We start from the raw sequence: 23,919 nt of genomic DNA, 5'->3' as shown, positions 1-23,919 counted from the left end.
CAGAGAGGGATCGGTACTGTGCAGCGGGTTGTCGGTGATCGGTACGAGCTCGTCCGGCCGCTTGGCCGCGGCGGGATGGGCGAGGTGTGGCTCGGCCGTGACTACCGGCTGGACCGCGACGTCGCGGTGAAGCTGCTGCGCCCCAACACTTTGCCTGCCGGTGCCGACGTCGAGGCGTTGATCCACAGGTTCGACCGGGAAGCCCGGCTGACCGCGAAGCTGGAGAACCCCGGCGTGCCGGCGGTGTACGACACCGGCCAGGACGAAGACGACCTCTACGTGGTGATGCAGCTGATCGCCGGTGCGGACCTGGCGGAGTTCCAAGCGGAGCACGAGCCGGTGCCGGTGGCCTGGGTGGCGGCGATCGGCGCGCAGATCGCCTCGGTTCTGGCCGCGGCGCACGCGGCCGGGCTCGTTCACCGGGACCTCAAGCCCCGCAACGTGATGATCACCGACACCGGTGAGGTCAAGGTCCTCGACTTCGGCATCGCCGTGCTGCGTGACGTCGACATGACCCGGATCACCCGTACTGCGGAGACAGTCGGGACACCGGCGTACATGGCGCCAGAGCAAGCCATGCACGGGCAAACCAGCCCCAGCAGCGACCTCTACTCGCTCGGCTGTGTCCTGTACGAACTGGTGACCGGACGGTACGTCTTCGACGCCCACACGGCGTTGGCGATGATGCACCGGCACTACAACGACACCCCTGAGCCTGTGTTGTCGCTACGTCCGGACGCCGATCCGCGACTGGCTGACCTGATCACACGGTTGCTCGCCAAACAGCCGGACCATCGGCCCGCCTCCGCCAACGAGGTCTACGACGTCCTGTTACCCCTGATCCCGCCGCCCCGCGGTGGGTTGATCCCGATGGACCCGACCCGGCCGTTCCGTGATCAACTCGCTGCGCCGCGGCCGCCGTCCGGCTCTGCTTCCGCTGTGCCCGTGGACATGCCGACGATCCCGGTCGTCCGACCGGCTGCCGCTCCCGCGGGCACGATGGTCACTCCTGCTGCGGCAGGGCCCCAAGTGCTGCTCCGTGATTCCGCGCCACGGCGGATCGGCGAGTCGTTTCTGCTGGCCTTTGGCTTGCTGGGGGTCATGACCTACGTCGACGACCTGGTGACCGGTGTGCCCGTGCCGGACGTGGCGTTCACGTTCTTCGTCGTGTCGCTGCCGCTGTTCATTGGCCTGTGGATGCGCAAGCGGCGACTCGAGTTGCGTTTCCTGTGGTCACTCGGGCCGTTCGGCAAACGAGTGCTCGGTCCCCGGCGCACCGGCTTGGGGGAGAAGATCCTGGAACGCGTCATGCTCGTGATCGGCGGGCTGTGCACGGCCGTCTACATCGGACAGATGATCGGCGGTACGGTGAACGGCAACCCGTTCCTCTACATCGACTCGCCGGTTCGCGGGGCGGCGATCTGCTTGGCGTTCCTGCTTCCCGGGTTGCTGATGCGGCAACGCAGGCTCGGTAAGCCCTACCCGTGGGTCTGGTAGTAGGAGTGGACTGCGGGCTGGCCCGTGTAGTTGGGGCCTGCGTTCTTGTCCGCTCCTAGGTACTTCCACGGCAACGGCGTGGTCTCCGGGCCTTGCTTGCGTATTCGCTTGGTTTTCGCGTTGTGGCTGAAGCCCGCTGCTTTCAGCGCTGGAGTCAGGTTCACCGGGTTTCCGTCGTGGTCACGGATGGCCGCCGTCTCGAAGTTGGCCACCAGCAGGCCTTCGGGCTTCAGCCACTGAGCCACCCGGCTGATGGTGCCCAGCTTGTCCCCGAGGTAGTGCAACCCGTGCACGCAGGTGATGAGGTCGTACTTGCTCCGCGGCTCCCAGGTTTCCAGCGGTGTTTCGATCAGGGTGAGGTTGGCCGCCGGTCTGGTGATGAAGTGCCCGGCCAGGTCGACGCCGGTGATCCGGCTTTCCGGCAGCATGATCGCTGCTTCGTTGAGCGCCGTCCCGCTTCCGCAGCAGAGGTCCAGCCACGTCTTGGGCTTCAGCCCGATGATGTCCAGTGCCAGCGCTGTCTCGTAGCTGTCCCTGCCTCTCAGCGGTCTCGTTCTGTTCATCGCTCTGTTGGCGACGACGTCTGAACGGAGGAGCTCTTCCTGGCTCGTCAGGCGCATGCGTCAGTCTTGCAGCTCACGCAGGACATTCAGCAGAGCGTCAAGCGCCCCGCCGAAGGCGTTCTTGGACGACGCGCCGTACCCGACCACCAGCCCGTGCCGTTTCTCTCCCATGGACATCGGGCTGACCGTGGCCACGGCGAGGGAATGCCGGCGAGCCACTGTGGGCACTTGTGCCTCGGCGGCCTCCGACAACGGCACCATCAGGTGCAACCCGGCCGAGATCCCCTGGGGGATCAGGTGTTGCGGGAGCGCGGCGGCGAGCCGGTCCCGGCGTGAGCGGTACTCGATTCGGCAACGTCGCACGTGCCGGTCGTAAGCCCCGGTACTGATCATGTCCGCGAGAGTCAACTGATCCAGCAACGAAGGCTGCGCCCCACTCGTGGCCAGTGCGGCGATGACCGGGTCGACGAGCGACCGCGGCAGCACCAGCCAGCCAAGCCGTAGCGAAGGCGCCAGGGTTTTGCTCGCTGTGCCCGCGTAGATCACGCGTTCCGGTGCCAGTGCCTGCAGCGCGCCAACCTGCTGACGGTCATAGCGGAACTCGCCGTCGTAGTCGTCTTCCACGATCACGGCGCCGGTCTGCGTCAGCGTCGCCCGTCGGTCCGGCGACATGGTCACGCCGATTGGTGATTGGTGCGCCGGAGTGACCACAACAGCCGGACTTGTCAGTTCGGATATCCGCATTCCGTTGCCGTCCACCGGAACGCCGACGATTTTCTGCCCGGTGGCGCCTGCCAGATCACGGAATCGGTTGAAGGACGGGTCTTCGAATGCCATCTCCTGGATACCCACGCTTTGCAGTGCGTTCCCGAGAATAGTCATCGCGTGCGCGAACCCCGAGCAGATCACGATCCGTGCCGGATCTGCCAGCACGCCACGGCTTCGGCCGAGGTATGCCGACAAAGTCGCCCGCAGCACGGAAGAACCGCGTGGCTCGCCGTAACCGAAGGTCTCGTTGTGCGTGTGCTGCAGTACTCGTTTGGTCGACGCAAGCCAGATGTCACGCGGGAACAGTGCGGCGTCCGGCCTGCCCGCCATCAGGTTCCACCGCATCGCGGGTTCCCGCGAGGCGATCGGACGTGGTTGCGTCAACGGCTGCGCGCCCGCGGTCGCGACCCGTGTCGGCGCTCCCTGGCTCGTCTGCAGGTAGCCTTCGGCCGCGAGGTCCGAGTAGACGCGAGTGACCGTTCCCCGTGCCACGCCTAGGTCATGCGCCAGCGCCCGGGTCGACGGCACGACCGATCCAGGACGCCAGCGGCCGTCCCGGATCGCCTGGCGGACCGCTTTCGCGAGTCCCTTCCGGCCGAGCCCCGGGGTCCAATCCAGGTGAACGTCCAGCGAACTGGACCACTCATCTGCCATGGAAAAGCACTCTACCCGTGGACAAGTGCGACTTATGTGGTAATTGGGAAATGACCATCGACGGTGTCTGAACCGGTAATGAAGTACTCGATGAAGACATACACGAGCCGCGCGGTGATCGGTGCACTGATCGCGGTATCCCTGTCAGTTCCTGCGGCGCATGCTGAACCGTCGGCGCGGCCCGCGGAACCCAGCCAGGGGATCACCCTGGTCACCGGAGACAAAGTCATCCTCGGCGGCGCAGGCGGCGCGAGCGTGCGCCCTGCCAAGGGACGCGAGCGGATCCAGTTCCTCACCCAGCGGGACACCCGTGGCGATGTGCACGTCACGCCGGTCGACGCGCTGAGCGGTCTGCGGGCCGGGCAGCTCGATCCTCGGCTTTTCAACGTCAGTCAGCTGATCAAGCACGGCTTCGGCGACGAGGCACGGCCGGACATCCCGTTGATCGTCAGCGGAACGCTTGGCGCGCGGTCGTTGCCGAGCATCGGCGCAAGCGCGGTCAAGGTCGCCAAGGATTCCGGCTTTTGGAAATCCCGGCACAGCAGCCGGATCTGGCTGGACGGCCCGGTCAAAGCCTTGCTGGACAAGAGTGTCCCGCAGATCGGGGCACCGGCGGCGTGGCAGGCCGGGTTCACCGGCAAGGACACCAAGGTCGCCGTGCTGGACACCGGGATCGACAGCACACACCCTGATCTGCTCGACGCGGTGGCCGATGCCAAGGACTTCACCGACAGCCCGTCGGGAACCGAGGACAAGCACGGCCACGGCACCCATGTCGCGTCGATCGTGACGGGGAGGAACGAGAAGTACACCGGCGTCGCGCCGGACACCCGGCTCGTTGTCGGCAAGGTCCTCAACGACCGCGGCAGCGGCTCCGAATCCGGGGTGATCGCCGGGATGCAGTGGGCCGCGACGAGCGGCGCACGCGTGATCAACATGAGCTTGGGCAGCGAGATCCCCAGTGATGGCACGGATGTGGTGTCGCAGGCGGTGAACGCGCTGACCGCCCAGTCCGGTGCGCTTTTCGTGATCGCGGCGGGCAACAACGGCGATCTGGTCGGGTCACCGGCTGCCGCCGATGCCGCGCTGACCGTGGGCGCAGTGGACTCGAAGGACGTGCTTGCGCCGTTCTCCAGCCGTGGGCCTCGGTTCCAGGACAACGCCATCAAGCCGGAGATCACCGCGCCCGGCGTGGACATCGTCGCTGCCAAGGCGAAGGGGAGCTTCCTGGCCGACCGGCTGCCCAATATCGGCGAGCACCACCTGATGATGTCCGGGACGTCCATGGCCGCGCCACATGTGGCTGGGGCCGCGGCGATCCTGGCCGGGCAGCACCCGGCGTGGAAGGCCGCCGAGCTCAAGGCGGCGCTGATGAACAGTGCGAAGCCGCAGCCGGGAGTGTCCATCTTCGAGCAGGGCTCCGGGCGGGTCGACGTCGCCAAAGCCGTGTCGCAGACCGTGCGGTCCGCGCCTGCCAGTGTCAGCAACGGGGTTGTGCGGTGGCCGCACACCGACGACAAGCCGATCACCAACGTGCTGACGTACACCAATTCCGGTACTTCGGACGTGTCGCTGACCTTCGGCGTCGATGTCCGCGACCCGGCTGGAAGACCCGCACCCGCGGGCATGTTCACCGTCTCGCCCGCCACGCTGGTCGTTCCCGCAGGCGGTCAGGCACAGGCTTCCATGGTGGTCGACACGACCGTGACCGCCGCTGACGGCTTGTACAGCGGCTTTGTCACGGCAGGAGACCTGCGGACGCCGATCTCGGTCACACGGGAACCGGAGAGCTACGACGCGAAGCTGGAGTTCATCGGGTTCGACGGCAAGCCGACCCCGGACTACGCCATGCGGATCATCTCGTTCGCCAATCCGTACCAGTACCAACGGTATGACGCGTCAGGGAGCCTGACTGTCCGGCTGCCCAAGGGGAAGTACTTCCTTGAGGCCCAGCTCCGCCAGGCTGATCGGCCCATGGTGATCATGACCGAGCCGGGACTGGACCTGAGCAAGGACGTCAGTCTGAAGCTGGATGCCCGTGATGCCAGACCTGTTGGCCTGACGCTGGACCGGACCGGGCTGCGGCCGGCCGAGACCTTCGTCGAACTGAGCAGCAAGATGGCGTGGGGCACGCTCGACAGCGCTGTGCGGTCGGAGTTCGGCGACGTGGTTGTCCGGCCTTCGACGACGTCCGCGCCGGGTGAGTTCCGGTACTCGGCCGGCGGGCGGTTCGCCGGGGAATCGTTGCTGTACAACGTCCGCGGCGACACGGACGGCAAGGTTCCCGCGAATCCCGTGCTGAAGGTGCGGGATCGGGACCTGGTGAAGGTGCGCTCGATGCACGCCGCGACTCGCCCAGGTACGAAGGGCGACCGCGAAGGCCTGTTCGACAAACCGTTGCCGTACTCCTTGGATGAGCTCTACTCCCCGGGTGTCGGCTGGCACAGTTCCTTCTCCGAGAGAGACGTGGACGGCAACCCGGTCCAGAACATCTTCACCAGTGAGCCGCGCGGCTTCACCAGATCCACTGTGGAGCACTGGAACCAAGGTGTGTTCGGCCCGGTCACACCCGAGAACTCGTTCAGGCCGTTCCGATACGCCAGCAGAAACGCGGACACGATGGTCTTCTCGATCCCGATGTACAGCGACTCGGGGACCAACCGCGAGGGCTACTCGCCCAACACCGGGACCTCGACGCTGTACCGCGACGAGGTGCAGATCGCCACCCGGCCGGGTGCGGGCGGCGGGCTTTTCGAGGTTCCGCCGGGCAAAGCCACGTACCGGCTGCACGTCGAGTCCACTCGGGACAGGACGTTGAGCAGCAAGGTGGTAGCCGACTTCACGTTCCAGTCGGACACCGTGACTGATCCGGTGCCGCAGCCGTTGCCGCTGATGACCGTTCGGTTCACGCCATCGCTCGACGAGTTCAGCCGGGCGTCGCGCGTGATTCCGACGATCGTCCCGGTTTCGGCCGGGCACAACACCAAGGGCGAAGCGTGGCCCACTCGGGTCGAGGTGTCCCATGACAAGGGCGCGACCTGGCGAGCCGCGCCCTTGGTGTCGTTCGGTGGCAAGTGGTACACGGTGATCGGTCACCCGCGGGACGCGGCTTCGGTGTCGTTGCGTGCCTCCGCACGCGACTCCGCGGGCAACTCGGTGAACCAGACCGTCATTGACGCGTTCGGGCTGAAGTAGTCAGGCGTCGAGGTACGCGGACGCTTGCAGGGTGAAAAGCTCCGCGTACCCGCCGTCCAGCTCCATCAGCTCGGCATGCGTGCCCTGCTCGACCAGTTTTCCGTGCTCCAACAGGATGATCCGGTCGGCCTGGCGGACCGTGGAGAACCGGTGCGAGATGTACAGCGTCGTGCGGCCCTCGGCCAGTTGACGCAACCGGACGAACAGGTCGTGCTCGGCTTGGGCGTCCAGTGCGGAGGTCGGCTCGTCGAGCACCAGGATCGGGGCCTCCCGCAGGAACGCCCTGCCGAGCGCGATCTTCTGCCACTCGCCGCCGGACAGGCTGACGCCTTCGTCGAACCACCGGCCCAGTGGGCTGTCGTAGCCGCGCGGCAGGCGTTCGATCCGGGTGGCGATGCCCGCCCGGTCGGCCGCTTGCTCGATCCGTGGCTTGTCGGCGAGGTGTTCCAGGTCGCCGAGCCCGATGTTCTCCGACGCTGTCGCCTGGTAGCTGACGTGGTCCTGGAACACCGCGCTGATCCGCCGTTGCAGCTCGTCCGGGTCCAGCGTGCTGATGTCCACGCCGTCAAGGAGGATCCGCCCGCCGGTCGGGTCGTACAGCCGGCACAGCAGCTTGATCAATGTGGACTTGCCCGCGCCGTTCTTGCCCACCACGGCAACGGTCTCACCCGGTTGGATGTCGAAGCTGACGTCCTTGAGAGCGGGTTCCTCCGCGCCAGGGTAGGCGAACGAGACGTGGTCGAACGTGATGTGCCCACGCAACGGTTGCGGCATCGCGGCAGGGGATTCGGGCCGGTCGATCTCAGGTTTGGTGCCCAGGAAGCGATACAGCGTGTCGAGGTAGAGATTGTTCTCGTACATCCCGGAGAAGCTGCTGAACAACCCGCCGACCGAGAACTGCACCGAGGCCGCTGCCGCGGTGTACAGCGCGAGGTCACCCAACGTCAGCTCGCCGGAGACGGCCCTGAGCGCGATGTAGAGGTAGATCGCTGAGCCGGTGACCGTGCTGATCAGTCCCCATAACGTGCCTGCCACGTTCTTCTTGCGGATCATCCGGCGCTGGCGTTCGTAGTAGACCTTGCCCAGCCGCTCGAACCGGTCGACCAGATACGGGCCGAGGCCGAAGAGCTTGACCTCCTTGGCATACGTGTCCGTGGTGACCAATGAGGACAGATAGTCCATCCGCCGCCGGATCGGCGAGACCATGTAGTTCAGGATGAACGACTGCGCGCCGTACTTCGACTGCGAGATGAACAGCGGCACCGGGGCGAGCAGTGCGACCAAGGCCAGCAACGGACTCACCGTGATCAGCAGGACGATCATGCTGCTGAAGGTGATCGTCATCCGGCCGAGCCCGAGTGCGGAGTTCATCATCGACATCGGTCGCATCGGCGCTTCCCGGTCGGCCTGCCGCAGCAGGTCGTAGGAGGCAGAATCCTCGAAGAACGACAGGTGCAGCCTACTGGCGTGCGCCATCACCTGGTGCCGGATGGAGAGCGTCATCCGTTCCTGCAACAACTGCTGGCTGACGGTGGTCAGCATGGTCGCGACCGACTGGAGAATGAAGATCACCAGCTGGAACGCGGCGATACCGACGATCTTGCCGACCGAGGTGACGGTGAAATCGCCGACCATCGGGATGTACAGGACTGTTTGATCGGGCCGGGTGGACCCGTGGATCTGGATCGCCTCGACGACGGCGTCCATCAGGATCTTGGCCACGTACGCGGTCGCGGTGGGGATCAGTCCACTCACGACAGTGACGATCAACAGCGTGATGGTCAGCGGTCTGCTTGCCTGCCAGGACAAACGGAAGACGCGGGGTAACGCCTTCGCGGTCCCCTTCACCGACTCGCTGAGCCGTTGGTATCGGGACTTGAAGTCGTTGGGCTGGTTCGGCGGGGCCGGATCCGGGATCTCGACCGGCCCGGTCAGCCCACTGTCGGCCACGGTCTGCGGCTGCAGCCGGTTCCGGCGCCGCCGCAGCATCATCGACTCGAAACCACCACCCGGCATCATCGGGCGACCCCGTGCAGCAGAACGTCGACCATGGCCTCGATATCGGGCTTTTGGTCACCCATCCGGCCGCGCATCATCAGCAGCCCGGTGAACATCGCGGCGATCTGCTCCGGCGGCAGCCGCAACGAGTCCCGCTCAGGCTCGAAAAGCTCGGCGACGGCATCCCTGATGGCGTCGTCACCCGGCCGCCGCTTGTGCGGCCCACGCTCACGCTTGTATCCCGACGCACGCAACGCCCCGAACAACGCCCCCATCCGTTCCAACCGCGCCCCCAACGCCGACGCCGCCTCCGTAAGCCGGTCAGCCAATGGAACGTCCAGTGGGATCGCCTCAATCGCGGCGACCGCGTAGTCCGGCCGCAACGCCTCCTCGACACACGCGGCCAACAACTCGTCCTTGTCAGTGAACGCCCGGAAAATCGTCGCCTCACCAATACCCGCCGCCCGAGCGATCTGACTCGTCGTCACCGCAGCCCCGTGCTCGACCAACAGCGGCAGCACAGCCTGCACGATCATCGCCCGCCGCTTCTCGGGGGTCATTCCAGGCGCCCTTCGCCTGGCAGAGATCTCTGTCATGCCACCCAGTGTGCGGAGTGAGCGCTCACTCCGTCAAATGATTAGCCCTGACCTGGGCGAAGGCCATGTCAGAGATCCGCCGAGCGCCTCGTCAAGCCTTGGGCAGGCGTGGACCCATCCTGGCTTGCTGCATCAATCGGCCAGGCGTGGGTCAGGGTTTGCGGGCGACGCCGGTGATCAGCAGGTAGTCGCCGTCCACGCGGGCGGTTGTGAGCGGGCCGTCCGGCCACCATTCGAAGGGGTGGACCAGGCCGGGCTCGACGATTTCGGTGCCCTTGAAGAACGACTCGACCTGCTCGCGGGTGCGGAACACGCATGTGCCCATCAGCGCCATGAACTTGGCCTGGGCCTCTTGGGCGAGCGCGGCGCGGGAGCTGCCGTCGGCCGGGTCGAAGAGGTGGGAGATCGCGATGTACGACCCTGACGGCAGCGCATCGATGTACTTGGCCATCACGCCGGCCGGGTCGTCCTGGTCGGCGACGTGGTGCAGCGTGTTGCACTGGATCAGCGCCATCGGCCGTGTCCAGTCCAGGTAGCGGCTGACGATCGGGTCCTGCAGGATCTCCTCGGGTTCGCGGAGGTCACCGACCACGAAGCGCGTGCGGTCGTTCTCCTCAAGCAGGGCACGCCCGTGGGCGGCGACCATGGGGTCGTTGTCGACGTAGACGACCTGCGCCTCGGGGTTGATCCGCTGCACGGCCTGGTGGGTGTTCTCCGCGGTCGGCAGGCCCGAGCCCAGGTCGAGGAACTGGTCGATGCCCGCACCGCCTGCCAGGAACCGCACCGCCCGGATCAGCCAGTACCTGGCTTCCTGGCCTGTCCTGGCCGACTCCGGCGCGATCTGCAGAATCTGCTGGTAAACCTGCCGGTCGACCTCGTAGTGGTCCTTGCCGCCGAGGAAGGCGTCGTAGACGCGGGCGATGCTCGGGGTCGTCGGATCGATCTCGGGCAGGTTCTTGGACATGGCACAAGGTTATCGGCTTGGCTCGGACCGTAATTGGCAGGCCGATGTGATGATCATCTGTCACGGTGGTCCGGTGACGTCAGCGAAGGTATGGACCAGTCCGGCGTGGCGTGAACTCGTCGAATCGTGGCTCGACGAGCAGCTCGCCGCCCAGGGCATCAGGCGCATAGGCGAGCTCACGCAGCCGCGGGTGCGGCCGTGGGGAACTGTGCTCACCGCGCCGACGTCCGCGGGCGTGATCTGGGTGAAGGCGCCAGGGCCTGCCACGGTGTTCGAAGTCGGGTTGTACGACGTCCTCCGGGAAGTCGCGCCGGAATGGGTGCTGGAACCGATCGCGCTCGACGTCGAACGCGGCTGGCTGGTCCTGCCGGACGGCGGCACGTCCCTGCGCGGCAGTACAGCGGACCCGTTCGACAGCATGATGAAGGTGCTGCCGCAGTACGGCGAACTGCAGCGGCGGCTGTCCCCGCACGTCAACCGGTTGCTGGGGGCAGGTGTTGTGGACATGCGCGCCGAGGTGCTGCCTGAGCGGTTCGACGAGGCCGTGGCCGCGGTGCGCCGTCGGCTGCACTCCGAGGAACTGGTCGACCGGATCGTCGCGCGGCGTGATCTGGTGGTGGAGCGCTGCGCTCAACTGGGCGGCCTGGCCAGCCTGGACCACAACGACCTGCATGTGGGCAACGTGTTCGTGTCGGGCGGACGCGTGAAGTTCTACGACTGGGGTGACAGCGTCGTGGCGCATCCCTTCGCGTCCATGCTTGTCGTCGTGAAGGCCATGGACGTCGATCCGGCGTCGGCCGAACGGTTGGGCGACAGCTATCTGGAGGCCTTCAACGACCTCGCACCACACCGAGAGCTCGTCGAGCACCTGGATCTGGCGTGCTGGCTTGGCTTGGTCGCGCGGACGTTGGTGTGGGAACGCGCGTTGGCGTCCGACCCGGGCAAGTGGGCGACCGCCCCGCTGGAAACGCTTTCCGGCCTTCTGTCGGACCATTGGCTTAAGGTGACCCAATGAGCGATGAGGAGCGGGACGGCGTCAAGCTGACCAATCTGGACCAATCGCTGTTCGACGGGGCGACCAAGCGCGACCTGGTCGACTACCTGGACGCCATGGCCGGCCGGATCATCCCGGTGCTGGCCGACCGACCGCTGTCGGTGATCCGGATCCTGCGCGGCCAAGGACCGTTCATGCAGAAGAACGTTCCGAAGTACACGCCGTCGTTCGTTCAGACGGTACGACTGTGGGCGGCGTCCTCCCAGCGGGAGGTTTCGTACGCACTGTGCAACGACCGCAAAACCTTGTTGTGGTTCGGCAATCAGCGCGCCGTGGAGTACCACCCGGCGCTGATCAAGGCAGAGTCGGATCATCCGACCCACATGATCCTCGATCTCGACCCGCCGGAGGGCGACAACTTCGAGCTGGTGGTGAAAGCCGCACACCTGGTCCGCCAGGCACTGACCGACTCAGGGCTGAGCGGAGCGGTGAAAACCAGTGGGGCAAAGGGAGTGCACATCTTCGTGCCGCTGCAACCCCATGGCATCGAGGACGTCGCGGCCGCGACCCGCGCCCTCGCCGCGCGCGCCGAACGCATCGATCCAGACCTTGCGACGACCGCGTTCATCCGGGAAGACCGGCACGGCAAGGTTTTCCTCGATTCGACCCGCGCGGGCGGCGCGACGGTGGTGGCGGCATACAGTCCACGGATGCGGCCAGGCCTGCCGGTATCGTTCCCGATCCCTTGGGACGACTTGGAATCCGTGTCCCCGGGAGACTTCACGGTGCATAACACCGTATCGCTGCTCGGTGACAGCGACCCGTGGGCGGCGAACATGCCTGCGCCGCAACGCCTTGGCGACGACTTGATCGAAGAAGGACACACCATTCCCATTGCCCGCGTCCAAGCGATGCACGAAGGCAAACGCCGCAAGCGGGCCAAGCAGAGCGAGTGAAGGCAGGTCACTCTGGATGACCGGGTTAGGCAAGGGAGTGACTTCGCTGGTCCGAAGGCGTTAACCGGTTGAGCTGCGGGGTCTGTTTGGCCGTTCGCGGGCTGACAATGGTCTGCTGTGGACGCATCCGTCCGCGTCCGTTCCCTGCTCATCACGGATGGAGAACCCTGCCATGCGAACCCTTGCTGTGCCCTTACGGCGGCGTGCCGTCGGATTGGGTGTGGTCGCCACAACGGCCCTGGCGTTAACCATCGCGGTCGCGCAACCGGCGTCGGCCGCGGTGGGACAGGTGCTCGGCGCTGATCGTGCCGGTGCCATCAAGGACAGCTACATCGTTCAGATCAAGGACAGTGCGTCGCCGAAGGCTCGGTCCGCGCAGACCGCGCGTGAGCTGACGGCCAAGTATGGCGGCCAGGTGAAGGTCGCGTGGCAGCATGCGTTGAATGGGTTCGCTGTCGCCATGACCGCTGACGAGGCGCGGCGGATGGCTGCCGACCCGCGGATCGATTACGTCCAGCAGGACGCGGTCGTCAGCATCGCGGACACGCAACCCAATCCGCCTTCGTGGGGGCTCGACCGGATCGATCAGCGGGATCGCCCGCTGGACAACAGTTACACGTACAACACGACCGCCAGCAACGTGCACGTGTACGTCCTCGACACCGGCATCCGCATCTCGCACAGCACGTTCGGTGGGCGGGCCACGTGGGGCTTCAACGCCATCGACACCAACAACACCGACTGCAACGGGCACGGTACGCACGTCGCCGGGACCATCGGCGGTTCGCAGTACGGTGTCGCCAAGGGCGCGCAGCTGGTGGCCGTGAAGGTCCTCAACTGCCAGGGTTCCGGCTCGTTCGCTCAGGTCGTGAACGGCATCAACTGGGTGACGCAGAACGCGGTCAAACCGGCCGTGGCCAACATGAGCCTTGGCGCCGCCGGTTCGGACACCGCGACCGAGAACGCGGTCCGCAACTCGATCGCCTCTGGCGTGACGTACGCGATCGCGTCAGGCAACTCCAACCAGAACGCGTGCAACTTCACGCCGGCCAAGGTGGCCGAGGCGATCACTGTGAACGCGTCGGACATCAACGACGCCCGTGCCTCCTTCTCCAACTTCGGCACGTGCACCGACATCTTCGGGCCAGGCGTGAACATCACGTCGGCGTGGATCACCAACGACACGGCGACCAACACGATCAGCGGTACCTCGATGGCCACGCCACACGTCGCGGGTGGCGCGGCACTGTGGCTGGCCGACCACCCGACCGACTCGGCCGCCGCGGTACAGACCGCGCTGATCAACAACTCGTCGCCGAACAAGATCAGCAACCCGGGCACCGGGTCGCCGAACCGCTTGCTGTTCACCAACGCCGGTGATCCCGGACCGGGCAACCCGTCGGTGAGCAACCCCGGCAACCAGACCACGACCGTTGGCACCGCGGTGAACCTGCAACTCAGCGCGTCCGGCGGCACACCGCCGTACACGTGGTCGGCCACCGGTTTGCCGCCCGGCTTGGCGATTTCGAGCGGCGGGCTGATCTCCGGCACGCCGAGCACCGCGGGCACGTACAGTGTGACCGCGACTGCGGCCGACACGGCTGGCAAGGCCGGTAGCGCGACCTTCACGTGGACGGTCAACCCGGTCGGCGGCTGCACGGGAGCGGGCCAGAAGATCGCCAACCCCGGCTTCGAGTCTGGTGCGGCGTCGTGGACCGCGACCAGCAGTGTGATCGGGCAGCACGGCACCGACCAGCCGGCACACTCAGGTACGTGGAGCGCCTGGTTGAACGGTTACGGCTTCATCCGCACCGACCGGCTTTCGCAGTCGGTGACCATCCCGGCCGGCTGCACCTCGTATCGGCTGTCGTATTGGCTGCACATCGACTCCGATGAGACGACCGGGTCGGTCCAGTACGACAAACTCACGGTCCAGCTCGGCTCGAACACACTGGCCACGTACTCGAACCTGAACGAAGCCGCTGGTTACCAGCAGCGCACCTTCGACGTCGGCGCGTACGCCGGCCAGACGGTCACGCTGACCTTCACCGGCACCGAGGACATCTCGCTGCAGACGTCGTTCGTCGTCGACGACGTCTCACTTGACGTGAGCTGACCTCCGGGTAGTCGATCAGCCGCGCCCCACGTGGATTTGTCCACGCGGGGCGCGGGTACGTATGGGGTATGGGTTCGGATGTCCAGGATGCGTTGATACGGACTGTCACCAAGGTGGCGAGCGCACTTCGGCCGACCGGTGTGCGGTTCGCGCTGACCGGAGGCTGCGCGGTGTACGCGCGCGGCGGGCCGGAGACCGAGCACGACGTCGACATCCTGATCCTCGAAGAGGACGTGCCGACCGCGGTGCGGGCGTTGGTGGGCGCGGGATTTCGGGCCGCCGATCCGCCGGAGGAGTGGCTGACCAAGGTCTACGACGGCGACCGGCTGGTCGACCTGATCTTCCGCGCCAACGAACGCCAGGTGACACCGGAGATGCTGGACGAGGCCGAGGAGATGCGGGTCGGGCCGACGGTGATGCGGGTGCAGACCGGTACCGACGTGATGATCGGCAAGTTGCTGGCGCTCGAGGTGCACCGTTGTGACCTGGCGGCACTGCTGCCGATCGCACGCGCGTTGCGCGAGCAGATCGACTGGCCGCGGGTTCGGGCAGAGACCATGCAGTCGCCGTATGCGGAGGCCTTCCTGTTGCTGTGCGACCGGTTGGCGATTACGGACGACGTGGAAGGGAGACAGAGCGATGACCCCGCCGCAGTATCTGGTGGCGCGCCTGCGCACGAGCCTCGCGGAGGATCCCAGAACGGCCGAGCAGGGCGTGCGCGTGACCGTACGGGGTGACCACGTCGTGGTCAGCGGGGACGTGGCCACCGAGCAACGCCGTGCGGAGGTATCCGAAGTGATCAAGGACGTGGCACCCGAGTTGGTGATCCACAACGACATCCGGGTCGTCTGCGCCGACGAGCCGACCAGGCGGGAGGAGTTGAGGTGATCCGGATCGCGGCAGTGGGTGACGTGCACTTGGGCGAGGACGCGCGCGGCCGCCTGCGTCCCGCACTGGACAGGCTCGGCGACCACGCGGACGTTCTGCTCCTCGCGGGTGACCTGACCAGGCACGGCAGCCTGGACGAGGCGCAGGTCGTCGCGGACGAGTTCGCTGATCTGCCGGTGCCGGTGATCGCTGTGCTCGGCAACCACGACTACCACAGCGACAAACAGGTCGAGATCGCCGATCTGCTGATCGAGCGCGGTATCCGGGTGCTCGAGGGCACCAATACAACACTGCGGATCGGGCAGTGTTCGGTCGGGATCGGCGGGGTGAAGGGCTTCGGCGGCGGCTTCGCGGGCAAGTCCGGCAGTGTGTTCGGTGAGCCGGAAATGAAGGCGTTCATCCAGCACACTGTCGAGATCTCCGACCGGCTGCGCGCCACACTGTCCGAACTGGACACCGACATCAAGATCGCGCTGACGCACTACTCGCCGGTCGCGGACACGCTGCGCGGCGAGCCGCCGGAGATCTTCCCGTTCCTCGGCTGCTACCAGCTCGCCGAAGTGATCGACGAGACCAATGTGGACCTCGCGATCCACGGTCACGCGCACTTCGGCACCGAACAGGGCGTCACGGCGGGCGGCGTGCGTGTCCGCAACGTCGCCCAGCCGGTGATCGGTTCAGCTTTTGCTGTGTACTGCGTCGAGGGCGGGCAGTAACTGTTCGTTGCCAGCTCGCGAACGGTTCAGCTTTGCCGTGTGCTGTGTCCATTCTTGGGTCAGAGAGCGGGCAATAGCTTGTCCGCCGCGAACTCGAGGAAGCCGTCCTGGTGATCGCCGCCGATCTGCACGATCGCCAGGTCGGTGAACCCGGCGTCGGCGAACTGCTTGGCCTGCTCGACGATGGGGCGCACGTCCGGTCCACAAGGGATGGACTCGGCCACGTCCTCCGGCCGGACGAACGAAGTCGCCGCGGCGAAGCTGGACACGTCCGGTAGCTCGGCGTTGACCTTCCAGCCGCCGCCGAACCAGCGGAACTGCTCGTGCGCCCGCTTGATCGCCGCGTCGCGGTCGGGATCCCAGCAGACGGGCATCTGCCCGATCTTGCGGGTCGGCGAGGATTTCTGCTCGTCCCACCGCTTGCAGAGATCGGCTTGCGGCTGGACGGCGATCATGTGGTCGGCCAGCGGCGCGAAATGCGTGATCGACTGTTCGCCGGACACCGCTACACCGACTGGAGTGCGGACGTCCGGTAGGTCCCAGAGTTTCGCCGCGTCGACGCGGAAATGCGTGCCGTTGTAGTTGAAATAACCACCGTCGAACAGGCCGTGGATGATCTGCAGCGCTTCGGCGAGCATCTCATGCCTGACGTTCGCAGGCGGCCAGCCGCGCCCGACGACATGCTCGTTGAGATTCTCGCCCGAGCCGACGCCGAGGGTGAACCTGTTGTCGGACAACAGTTGCATCGTCGCGGCCTGCTGCGCGACCACCGCGGGGTGGTACCGCATGATCGGACAGGTCACGTACGTCATCAATTCGACGCGTTCGGTGCATTGGGCGACCGCGCCGAGCACCGTCCACGCGTTGGGCGCGTGGCCCTGTTCGGCGAGCCAAGGGAAAAAGTGGTCACTGGACACTTCGAACGCGAATCCGGCGTTTTCGGCCTTGATCGCGTGCTCGACCAGCTGTTTCGGACCGGCTTGCTCGGTCATCAACGTGTATCCGATGCGCATGCGGATTGGCTTCCCCTCGCCCGGGTACCCGAAACGGGACGGGAAAGGAGAGTGTGATGACGCGCGCACGCGAGATCATGACGCCCGATCCGACCTGTGTGCAGGCGAGCCAGACTGTTCGGGACGCGGCGCAGCTGATGGCGGACAAGGGAGTCGGCGCACTGCCGATCTGTGGCGAGGACAACCGTCTCAAAGGGATGCTCACCGACCGCGACATCGTGGTGAAGGTGCTGGCCGAGGGCAAGGACCCCCGTGCGGTCACCGCGGGCGAGCTGGCACAGGGCGAGGCCGTGACCATCGGGGCGGACGACGAAGCGACCGAGATCATGAACACCATGGCGGAGCACCAGGTCCGCAGGCTGCCGGTGATCGACGGGCACGACCTTGTCGGCATCATCAGCCAGGCCGACGTGGCAAGGGCACTGCCGGAACCGCAGGTCGGTGACCTGCTCGAAGCCCTTTCGGTGGACAGCTGATGCCCGAGACCGTTGGCGACTACGTACTGCAACGACTTCGGGATTGGCACGTCGACCAGGTTTTCGGCTACCCCGGTGACGGGATCAACGGAATCGTGGCCGCGTTCGGCAAAGCGGACAACCGGCCACGATTCGTCCAGTCCCGGCACGAGGAAATGTCCGCGATGCAGGCGGTCGGCTACGCCAAGTTCAGCGGAAGGCCGGGTGTCTGCATGGCGACTTCCGGGCCTGGCGCGATCCACCTGCTCAACGGCCTGTACGACGCGAAGCTGGACCACGTTCCGGTGGTCGCGATCGTCGGCCAGACCGCGCGGACCGCCCGCGGCGGCAGCTACCAGCAGGAAGTCGACCTGCAGGCGCTGCTCAAGGACGTGGCCAGCGAGTACTCGGTCGAGGTCACGGTGGCTGAACAGCTGCCCAACGCCCTGGACCGGGCGATGCGCGCGGCCATCACCCGCAGCGCGCCGACTGCCGTGATCATCCCCAATGACCTGCAGGAACAGCCCTACGAGCCGCCGAAGCACGAGTTCAAGCACGTGCCGTCGAGCAAGCCAGGGTTGTCGTTGCCGATGCTCGCTCCGCCGGCCGACGAGCTGCGACGAGCGGCCGAGGTGCTGAATTCGGGCGAGAAGGTCGCGATCCTGATCGGGCAGGGTGCCCGCGGTGCGACCGCCGAGGTCCGGCAGGTGGCCGAGATGACCGGCGGCGGTGTCGCGAAAGCCTTGCTCGGCAAGGATGTGCTGGCCGACGACCTGCCGTACGTCACCGGCTCGATCGGTCTGCTCGGTACGCGGCCGAGCTACGAGATGATGCGCGACTGCGACACCTTGCTGATCGTCGGTTCGAACTTCCCCTACAGCCAGTTCCTTCCGGAATATGGCAAGGCGCGGGCGGTTCAGATCGATGTGGACGGTACCCGGATCGGGATGCGTTACCCGACCGAGGTGAACCTGGTCGGCGATTCGCACACGACGCTCCGCGCTTTGCTGCCGCTGTTGCGGCGCAACGAGAACCGCTCGTGGCGGGAGAAGATCGAGAAGAACGTGCACGACTGGTGGAAGACCATGGAACAGCAGGCCATGGTCGACGCCGATCCGGTCAACCCGATCAGGATCGTGCACGAACTGTCCACCCGCGCACCGGACAACCTGATCGTGACGGCCGATTCGGGCTCGTCGACCAACTGGTACGCGCGCAATCTGAGGATGCGCGGCCAGATGCGGGGATCGTTGTCGGGCACGCTCGCCACGATGGGTGCGGGTGTTCCCTACGCGATAGGTGCGAAGTTCGCGCATCCTGACCGGCCCGTGGTCGCGTTGGTCGGCGACGGCGCGATGCAGATGAACGGGCTGGCCGAGCTGATCACCATCGCTCGCTATCAGGACCTGTGGGCCGACCGGCGATGCGTGATCTGTGTGTTCCACAACAACGACCTCAACCAGGTCACGTGGGAACTGCGGGCGATGGGCGGTGCGCCCAAGTTCGAGGAGTCCCAGACGTTGCCGGACGTCAACTACGCGGCGTTCGCGGCGTCCCTCGGGCTGGTAGCGCTCAATGTGGACAAACTCGAGGACCTCGGCCCGGCATGGGATCAGGCGTTGGCCGCCGACCGGCCGTCGGTGATCGATGTGCGGTGTGACGCGGAGATCCCGCCGATCCCGCCGCACGCCACGGCCGATCAGATCAAGTCGGTGACCGAGGCGATCCTGAAGGGTGACCCCCAAGGCGCCAAGATGGCGTACGAGGGGCTCAAGACGAAGCTGGCCGAACTGCTACCCAAGTGAGGCCGGCCCGGCGTGGTAGACGCCGAACCGGGTGCACACCCCGGCGGCCAGGTAGCTGGCTCCGGCGAGAACGGTGGCGACCCGGCTGCGGCGCAACAGGGACAGACCGGCTCCAGCGACTGTCAGCGCCTTCGCGGCGGTGAGCAGTTTGCTGGACCGGTACGTCTCCACCCGGTGTTCCATCGCGGCTGAGAACCCCAGTTCGAGGCCGCTCCCGATCAGCCCGAGCCGCACCGCGGGCCGAGAAGGTGTGACAAGCAGGGAAACCCCGGCAGCACTCGTCATGGCGCTGCCCGCGAACACGAAAGGCAGCTGGGGGTAAGCCTGGTGCCAGGCGGGAATCGCGGTGTCGGCGAGCAGAACCGAAGTGTACGTGCACATCGCGGGGCCGAGAACGCCGGCAGTCGCACCGGCGAGCGAGCCGATCCGGCCGAATCGTCCACTGAGGTCAGTCGCCACGGTCACGGCCGTCAACCCGGAGAACGGCGCCAGGATCCACGAGCCGACGGACAACGGCGAAGTCACCTTGAACACCCGGAGCATGTTCAGGAACCGTTCCGGGCGGCCGAGATCGTGGATCAACGCCCCGACACTGGCCAAAGACCCCACCGCTGCGGCGATTCGTGCGGGCCGGACCAGCTCCGGGTGCCCGGCGATCTGGGCTCCCAGGGCCATCGAGGCCGACGCACCGGCCATTCCGCCGAGGAACAGGTAACCGGGGACGTCAGGTACCTTCCACACCGGTTTCTTCACGATCGGCTTGCCGTAGTAGCCCATCAGCGCCTCCCCAGGAACGAAGCCGCGACTCCGGCGGCGACGGCCAGCGCGGCGAGCCCGGCTCGTTTCCACATGGCTGGCAGGTCCCGCGTGGTCACGACAGGATTCTCGGGAAGCCCATAAACCTCGGGCTCGTCAAGCAAGAGGAAGAACGCTCCTGCGCCGCCTACTCCGTCGTCAGGGGAATGGCCATAGAGGCGGGCATCGGTCTGGCCTCGGGCGTGCAGTTCGTCAATGCGCTTGTCCGCGCGTTCCCGCAGCTCGTCCAGCGGTCCATATTGGATCGACTCGGTAGGACACGCGGTGGCACAGGCAGGCATGAGCCCGTCGCCGATTCGGTCGTAGCACAGAGTGCATTTCCAGGCCCGGCCGTCGTCCTCGCGGCGGTCGATCACTCCGAACGGGCAAGCGGGCACGCAGTAGCCGCATCCGTTGCAGATGTCGGCTTGGACGACGACCGTGTCGAATTCCGTGCGGAACAACGCTCCCGTGGGGCAGACGTCGAGGCATCCTGCTTCAGTGCAGTGTTTGCAGACGTCGCTGGACATCAGCCAGCGCGTGTTGTCCTCGACGGTCTGTTCGATGAAGGCGACGTGCCGCCAGGTGTTCGCGTCCAGCGATCCGGTGTTGTCGTAGGACATGCCAAGCAGGTCCAGGCCGTCGGCCGGCACGTCGTTCCACGTCTTGCAGGCGACTTCACATGCCTTGCAGCCGATGCAGACCGAGGTGTCGGTGAAGAAGCCCATCCGTCCGGGAGTTGACTCGGTCATCCGCGCCTCCGGTAGTCCGCGACGAGGTCGAGAAGTGCTTGTCCGCGTGGCCGCCTGCCCGGGATGATGTCGCAGGTCGCGGCCTTGGATTCCTGGATGTGCACGTTCGGGTCCACGGCCACCCCGAGGATGTCGTTGGCGGCGTCGCCAATGGACAGTCCATTTGGGCCCCAGTGGTACGGCAGGCCGACTTGGTGGACCACCTTGCCGCGCATCCGCAGCGGCTTCATCCGATGCGTCACCAGAACACGAGCCTCGATGGCGGTCCTTGCCGTGATGATGGTCGCCCACCCGAGGTGCTCGAGTCCCTGTTCGGAAGCCAGCTCGGGGGAGACCTCACAGAAGAACTCGGGCTGCAACTCGGACAAGTACGGCAACGTCCGGCTCATCCCACCGGCGGTGTGGTGCTCGGTGAGGCGATAGGTCGTGACCACGTAAGGGAACGCCGAACCGTTGTACGGATTGTGGGGGTGGTCGTAGCGCTGTAGGACCGGGTTCACCTGCTGGCCGTACAACAGGTTCTCGTAAGGCGATTCCAACGGCTCGTAATGCGTCGGCAACGGCCCGTCGGCCAGGCCGGCCGGGGCGAAAAGCCAAGCCTTGCCGTCGGTCTGCATGATGAACGGGTCGTCTCCGGCCAGGGCGTCCTGCGCTCGGGCGCCTTCTTCTGGCTGGAAGTCGGGTGGCTTCGTCGGTTCGAAGTCGGGCACGTCCGCGCCGGTCCAGCGGCCTTGCGACGAGTCCCACCAGACGTATTTCTTCCGTTCACTCCAGGGCTTGCCATCACGGTCGGCGGAGGCGCGGTTGTAGATGATCCGCCGGTTGGCAGGCCACGCCCAACCCCATTCCGGTGCGACCCACGTCTGTTGCGATCCGGGCTTACGCCGGGCCGCCTGGTTCACGCCCTCGGCCCGGACACCGCAGTAGATCCAGCACCCGCAGGCCGTGGATCCGTCCGGTTTCAGCTCGGTATAGGCCGAGAGCGGCCCGTTGGGCCCGGTGCCGTTGATCTCCGCGAGAACCGAGTCCGCCGAGGGCTCGGCAAGCGGTCCTTCCTCGACGTAACTCCAGGTCAGGTGCTGCAGCGGCAAGTCACGAGGATCCTGGCTGTCCCGGATCTTGTGCCGGATCGTCTTGCCGAGGTGGTAGTAGAACCACAGGTCGCTGCGGGCATCGCCGGGCGGTTCGACCGCCTTGTGGTGCCACTGCAGCAGCCGCTGCGTGTTGGTGAAACTGCCGTCTTTCTCGGTGTGCGCGGCCGCGGGCAGGAAGAACACCTCGGTACCGATCTCCTCGGTGCGCAGCTCGCCCGTCTCGATCTCCGGCCCGTTGCGCCAGAACGTGGCGCTCTCGATCATCTGCAGGTCACGGACCACCAGCCAGTCGAGATTGGCCAGGCCGAGGCGTTGCAGCTTGCCGTTGGCCGAGCCGACCGCCGGGTTCTCGCCGACCAGGAAGTAGCCCTTGCACTCGCCGTTGATCTGCCGCAGCACCGTGTCGTACGTGCCGTGGTCGCCGGTCAGCCTGGGCAGGTAGTCGAAGCAGAAGTCGTTCCCTGCCGTCGCGTGCTCACCCCACCAGGCCTTCAGCAGGCTCACGGTGTAGCTGTCCATGTTGCCCCAGAACCCGGTCCGGCCCGCGTCCTGGGCGATGAAGGACGCCAGGTCGAGGTGCTGCCGCGCGTGTGGCATCGGGATGTATCCGGGCAGGATGTTGAACAGCGTCGGGATGTCGGTCGATCCCTGGATGCTGGCGTGTCCGCGCAACGCGAGGATGCCGCCGCCGGGCCGGCCGATGTTGCCGAGCAATGCCTGCAGGATCGACGCCGTCCGGATGTACTGCACCCCAACTGAGTGCTGGGTCCACCCAACGGCATAACACAGCGCGGTCGTCCGGTCCCGGCCCGAGTTGGCCGTGATCGCTTCGGCGACCTTCAGGAACTTCGCGGCCGGGACACCGCAGATCTCCTCGACCATTTCGGGCGTGTACCTGGCGTAGTGCCGTTTCAGGATCTGGTAGACGCACCTCGGGTGCCGCAGTGTCGGGTCGAGGTCCGGCTTCGCGTCGACCGCGGGCCCGCCGCTGCCGTGCGTCTCGGCTTGCGCCGCCTCCTGATGAGGTTCGTCGCCGCCGGTCCGGTCGGTCGGGTCACCCGCCAGCGCCTGCGCCTCCGCGCCCTGGTAAGCCCAGCTCGCGTGGTCGTAGATCCGCTTGTCCTTGTCGAACCCGGAGAACAGGCCGTCGAGGTCCTCGGTGTCCTGGAAGTCCTCGTTGATCAGCGCGGCCGCGTTGGTGTACGCCACCACGTACTCGCGGAAGTCCTTCTCATGCTGCAGCACGTAGTTGACCAGCCCACCGAGGAACGCGATATCGCTGCCCGCGCGGATCGGCACGAACTCGTCGGCCACCGCGCTGGTCCTGGTGAACCGGGGATCGACGTGGATGACCTTCGCGCCGCGGGCCTTGGCTTCCATCACCCACTGGAAGCCGACCGGATGGCACTCGGCCATGTTCGAGCCCTGGATGACGATGCAGTCCGCGTTCGCGAGGTCTTGCTGGAACGTCGTGGCGCCGCCGCGACCGAAGGAGGTCCCCAGACCGGGAACCGTGGAGGAGTGTCAAATCCGGGCCTGGTTCTCGATCTGCACCGCCCCCAGCGCGGTGTAGAGCTTCTTCATCAGGTAGTTCTCTTCGTTGTCCAGCGTGGCGCCGCCGAGGCTGGCGATGCCCAGCGTGCGGCGCAACGTCAGGCCGTTCTCGTCCTGCTGCTGCCAGGTCTGGGCGCGGGTGGCCAGAACCCGGTCGGCGATCATGTCCATCGCCGTGCCGAGCTCCAGTTCCTCCCATTCGGTGCCGTAGGGCCGCCGGTAGAGGACCTTGGTGACCCGGGACGGGCTGGTGACCAATTGCTTGCTCGCTGAGCCTTTCGGGCACAGCCTGCCGCGTGAGATGGGGGAGTCCGGGTCGCCTTCGATCTGGGTGACCTGACCGTCCTTGACGAACACCTTCTGCCCGCAGCCAACCGCGCAATAAGGACAGATCGACCGGGTCACCGAGTCGGCTTGGGCAGTACGAGGTGCCGTGGCTTGCGTGGCCGCGGACCGGACGGCTTCCCCTCGGCCCAGCGGGTCGTCGCCGGTGATCTGGCGGATCACCGGCCAGCTCTGAATCCACTGGCGCACACCCATTTCCTG

Annotated in this window: 19 protein-coding genes; 10 read left to right on the top strand and 9 right to left on the bottom strand. The window is 66.3% G+C overall.

Annotated features, from left to right (window positions below; genetic code table 11):
* Nucleotides 1-18: 18 nt before the first annotated feature.
* Nucleotides 19-1,497, top strand: coding sequence for a serine/threonine-protein kinase (locus tag B9C43_RS33905; protein WP_084430873.1), 1,479 nt, complete (start codon nucleotides 19-21; stop codon nucleotides 1,495-1,497).
* Here the strand turns inward: B9C43_RS33905 and B9C43_RS33900 are convergent.
* Together B9C43_RS33900 and pdxR are read right to left on the bottom strand one after the other, a co-directional pair.
* Nucleotides 1,479-2,060, bottom strand: coding sequence for a class I SAM-dependent methyltransferase (locus B9C43_RS33900; RefSeq protein ID WP_235039016.1), 582 nt, complete (start codon nucleotides 2,058-2,060; stop codon nucleotides 1,479-1,481). The genes B9C43_RS33905 and B9C43_RS33900 overlap by 19 nt on opposite strands.
* Before the next feature lie 60 nt (nucleotides 2,061-2,120).
* On the bottom strand, nucleotides 2,121-3,482 hold the full coding sequence (gene pdxR, locus B9C43_RS33895; RefSeq protein ID WP_033388170.1) for a MocR-like pyridoxine biosynthesis transcription factor PdxR: 1,362 nt from the start codon (nucleotides 3,480-3,482) through the stop codon (nucleotides 2,121-2,123).
* A gap of 90 nt (nucleotides 3,483-3,572) precedes the next feature.
* Between pdxR and B9C43_RS33890 the strand changes: the two genes are divergently transcribed.
* The gene (locus B9C43_RS33890; protein WP_235039015.1) at nucleotides 3,573-6,677 is read left to right on the top strand and encodes a S8 family peptidase; all 3,105 of its coding nucleotides are present in this window, start codon (nucleotides 3,573-3,575) and stop codon (nucleotides 6,675-6,677) included.
* On the opposite strand, the gene B9C43_RS33885 is transcribed toward B9C43_RS33890, so the two are convergent.
* The 3 genes from B9C43_RS33885 to B9C43_RS33875 form a co-directional block, all read right to left on the bottom strand.
* Nucleotides 6,678-8,696, bottom strand: coding sequence for an ABC transporter ATP-binding protein (locus B9C43_RS33885; RefSeq protein ID WP_407657144.1), 2,019 nt, complete (start codon nucleotides 8,694-8,696; stop codon nucleotides 6,678-6,680).
* Nucleotides 8,693-9,235: a TetR/AcrR family transcriptional regulator gene (locus B9C43_RS33880; protein WP_084430870.1), complete on the bottom strand. Its 543-nt coding sequence runs from the start codon at nucleotides 9,233-9,235 to the stop codon at nucleotides 8,693-8,695. The genes B9C43_RS33885 and B9C43_RS33880 overlap by 4 nt, the downstream gene beginning before the upstream one ends.
* A 187-nt stretch (nucleotides 9,236-9,422) precedes the next feature.
* Nucleotides 9,423-10,235, bottom strand: coding sequence for an SAM-dependent methyltransferase (locus B9C43_RS33875; RefSeq protein ID WP_033388157.1), 813 nt, complete (start codon nucleotides 10,233-10,235; stop codon nucleotides 9,423-9,425).
* Between the two features lie 73 nt (nucleotides 10,236-10,308).
* Between B9C43_RS33875 and B9C43_RS33870 the strand changes: the two genes are divergently transcribed.
* The 6 genes from B9C43_RS33870 (at nucleotide 10,309) to B9C43_RS33845 (ending at nucleotide 15,905) form a co-directional block, all read left to right on the top strand.
* Nucleotides 10,309-11,250, top strand: a complete 942-nt coding sequence (locus tag B9C43_RS33870) for a phosphotransferase (RefSeq protein ID WP_235039014.1) — start codon at nucleotides 10,309-10,311, stop codon at nucleotides 11,248-11,250.
* Nucleotides 11,247-12,185: a DNA polymerase domain-containing protein gene (locus B9C43_RS33865; RefSeq protein ID WP_084430869.1), complete on the top strand. Its 939-nt coding sequence runs from the start codon at nucleotides 11,247-11,249 to the stop codon at nucleotides 12,183-12,185. The genes B9C43_RS33870 and B9C43_RS33865 overlap by 4 nt, the downstream gene beginning before the upstream one ends.
* A gap of 172 nt (nucleotides 12,186-12,357) precedes the next feature.
* Nucleotides 12,358-14,301, top strand: a complete 1,944-nt coding sequence (locus B9C43_RS33860) for a S8 family peptidase (RefSeq protein ID WP_084430868.1) — start codon at nucleotides 12,358-12,360, stop codon at nucleotides 14,299-14,301.
* Nucleotides 14,302-14,369: 68 nt separating this feature from the next.
* On the top strand, nucleotides 14,370-15,038 hold the full coding sequence (locus B9C43_RS33855) for a nucleotidyltransferase family protein (protein WP_051896694.1): 669 nt from the start codon (nucleotides 14,370-14,372) through the stop codon (nucleotides 15,036-15,038).
* Entirely contained in the window at nucleotides 15,022-15,189 is a 168-nt protein-coding gene (locus B9C43_RS33850) for a hypothetical protein (protein WP_327223868.1), read from the top strand. Before B9C43_RS33855 ends, B9C43_RS33850 begins: the two co-directional genes overlap by 17 nt.
* Entirely contained in the window at nucleotides 15,186-15,905 is a 720-nt protein-coding gene (locus B9C43_RS33845; protein WP_200825813.1) for a metallophosphoesterase family protein, read from the top strand. The genes B9C43_RS33850 and B9C43_RS33845 overlap by 4 nt, the downstream gene beginning before the upstream one ends.
* A 59-nt stretch (nucleotides 15,906-15,964) precedes the next feature.
* Here the strand turns inward: B9C43_RS33845 and B9C43_RS33840 are convergent, their stop codons facing one another.
* Nucleotides 15,965-16,918: a TIGR03557 family F420-dependent LLM class oxidoreductase gene (locus B9C43_RS33840; protein ID WP_084430867.1), complete on the bottom strand. Its 954-nt coding sequence runs from the start codon at nucleotides 16,916-16,918 to the stop codon at nucleotides 15,965-15,967.
* A gap of 56 nt (nucleotides 16,919-16,974) precedes the next feature.
* Here B9C43_RS33840 and B9C43_RS33835 point away from each other — a divergent pair, with 56 nt between their 5' ends.
* Complete coding sequence (locus B9C43_RS33835) at nucleotides 16,975-17,394, top strand: CBS domain-containing protein (protein ID WP_033388150.1); 420 nt, start codon at nucleotides 16,975-16,977, stop codon at nucleotides 17,392-17,394.
* Nucleotides 17,394-19,178: a thiamine pyrophosphate-requiring protein gene (locus B9C43_RS33830; protein WP_084430866.1), complete on the top strand. Its 1,785-nt coding sequence runs from the start codon at nucleotides 17,394-17,396 to the stop codon at nucleotides 19,176-19,178. Before B9C43_RS33835 ends, B9C43_RS33830 begins: the two co-directional genes overlap by 1 nt.
* Here B9C43_RS33830 and nrfD read toward each other — a convergent pair.
* Genes nrfD through fdh form a run of 3 tightly spaced genes read right to left on the bottom strand, consistent with a single transcriptional unit; the run spans nucleotide 19,167 to nucleotide 23,913 of the window.
* Nucleotides 19,167-19,955: an NrfD/PsrC family molybdoenzyme membrane anchor subunit gene (gene nrfD, locus B9C43_RS33825; protein ID WP_084430865.1), complete on the bottom strand. Its 789-nt coding sequence runs from the start codon at nucleotides 19,953-19,955 to the stop codon at nucleotides 19,167-19,169. The two genes, B9C43_RS33830 and nrfD, sit on opposite strands and share 12 nt — an antisense overlap.
* Nucleotides 19,955-20,725 carry a 4Fe-4S dicluster domain-containing protein gene (locus tag B9C43_RS33820; RefSeq protein WP_084430864.1) on the bottom strand — a complete coding sequence of 257 codons (771 nt, stop codon included), beginning with the start codon at nucleotides 20,723-20,725 and terminating at the stop codon, nucleotides 19,955-19,957. Before B9C43_RS33820 ends, nrfD begins: the two co-directional genes overlap by 1 nt.
* On the bottom strand, nucleotides 20,722-23,913 hold the full coding sequence (gene fdh, locus B9C43_RS33815) for a formate dehydrogenase (protein ID WP_235039013.1): 3,192 nt from the start codon (nucleotides 23,911-23,913) through the stop codon (nucleotides 20,722-20,724). The genes B9C43_RS33820 and fdh overlap by 4 nt, the downstream gene beginning before the upstream one ends.
* Nucleotides 23,914-23,919 lie beyond the last annotated feature (6 nt).

Source organism: Kibdelosporangium aridum (assembly GCF_900176515.1).
Classification (GTDB): Bacteria; Actinomycetota; Actinomycetes; order Mycobacteriales; family Pseudonocardiaceae; genus Kibdelosporangium; species Kibdelosporangium aridum.
The sequence above is the reverse complement of the archived record's forward strand: the minus strand, read 5'-3'. Positions and strand labels throughout refer to the sequence as shown.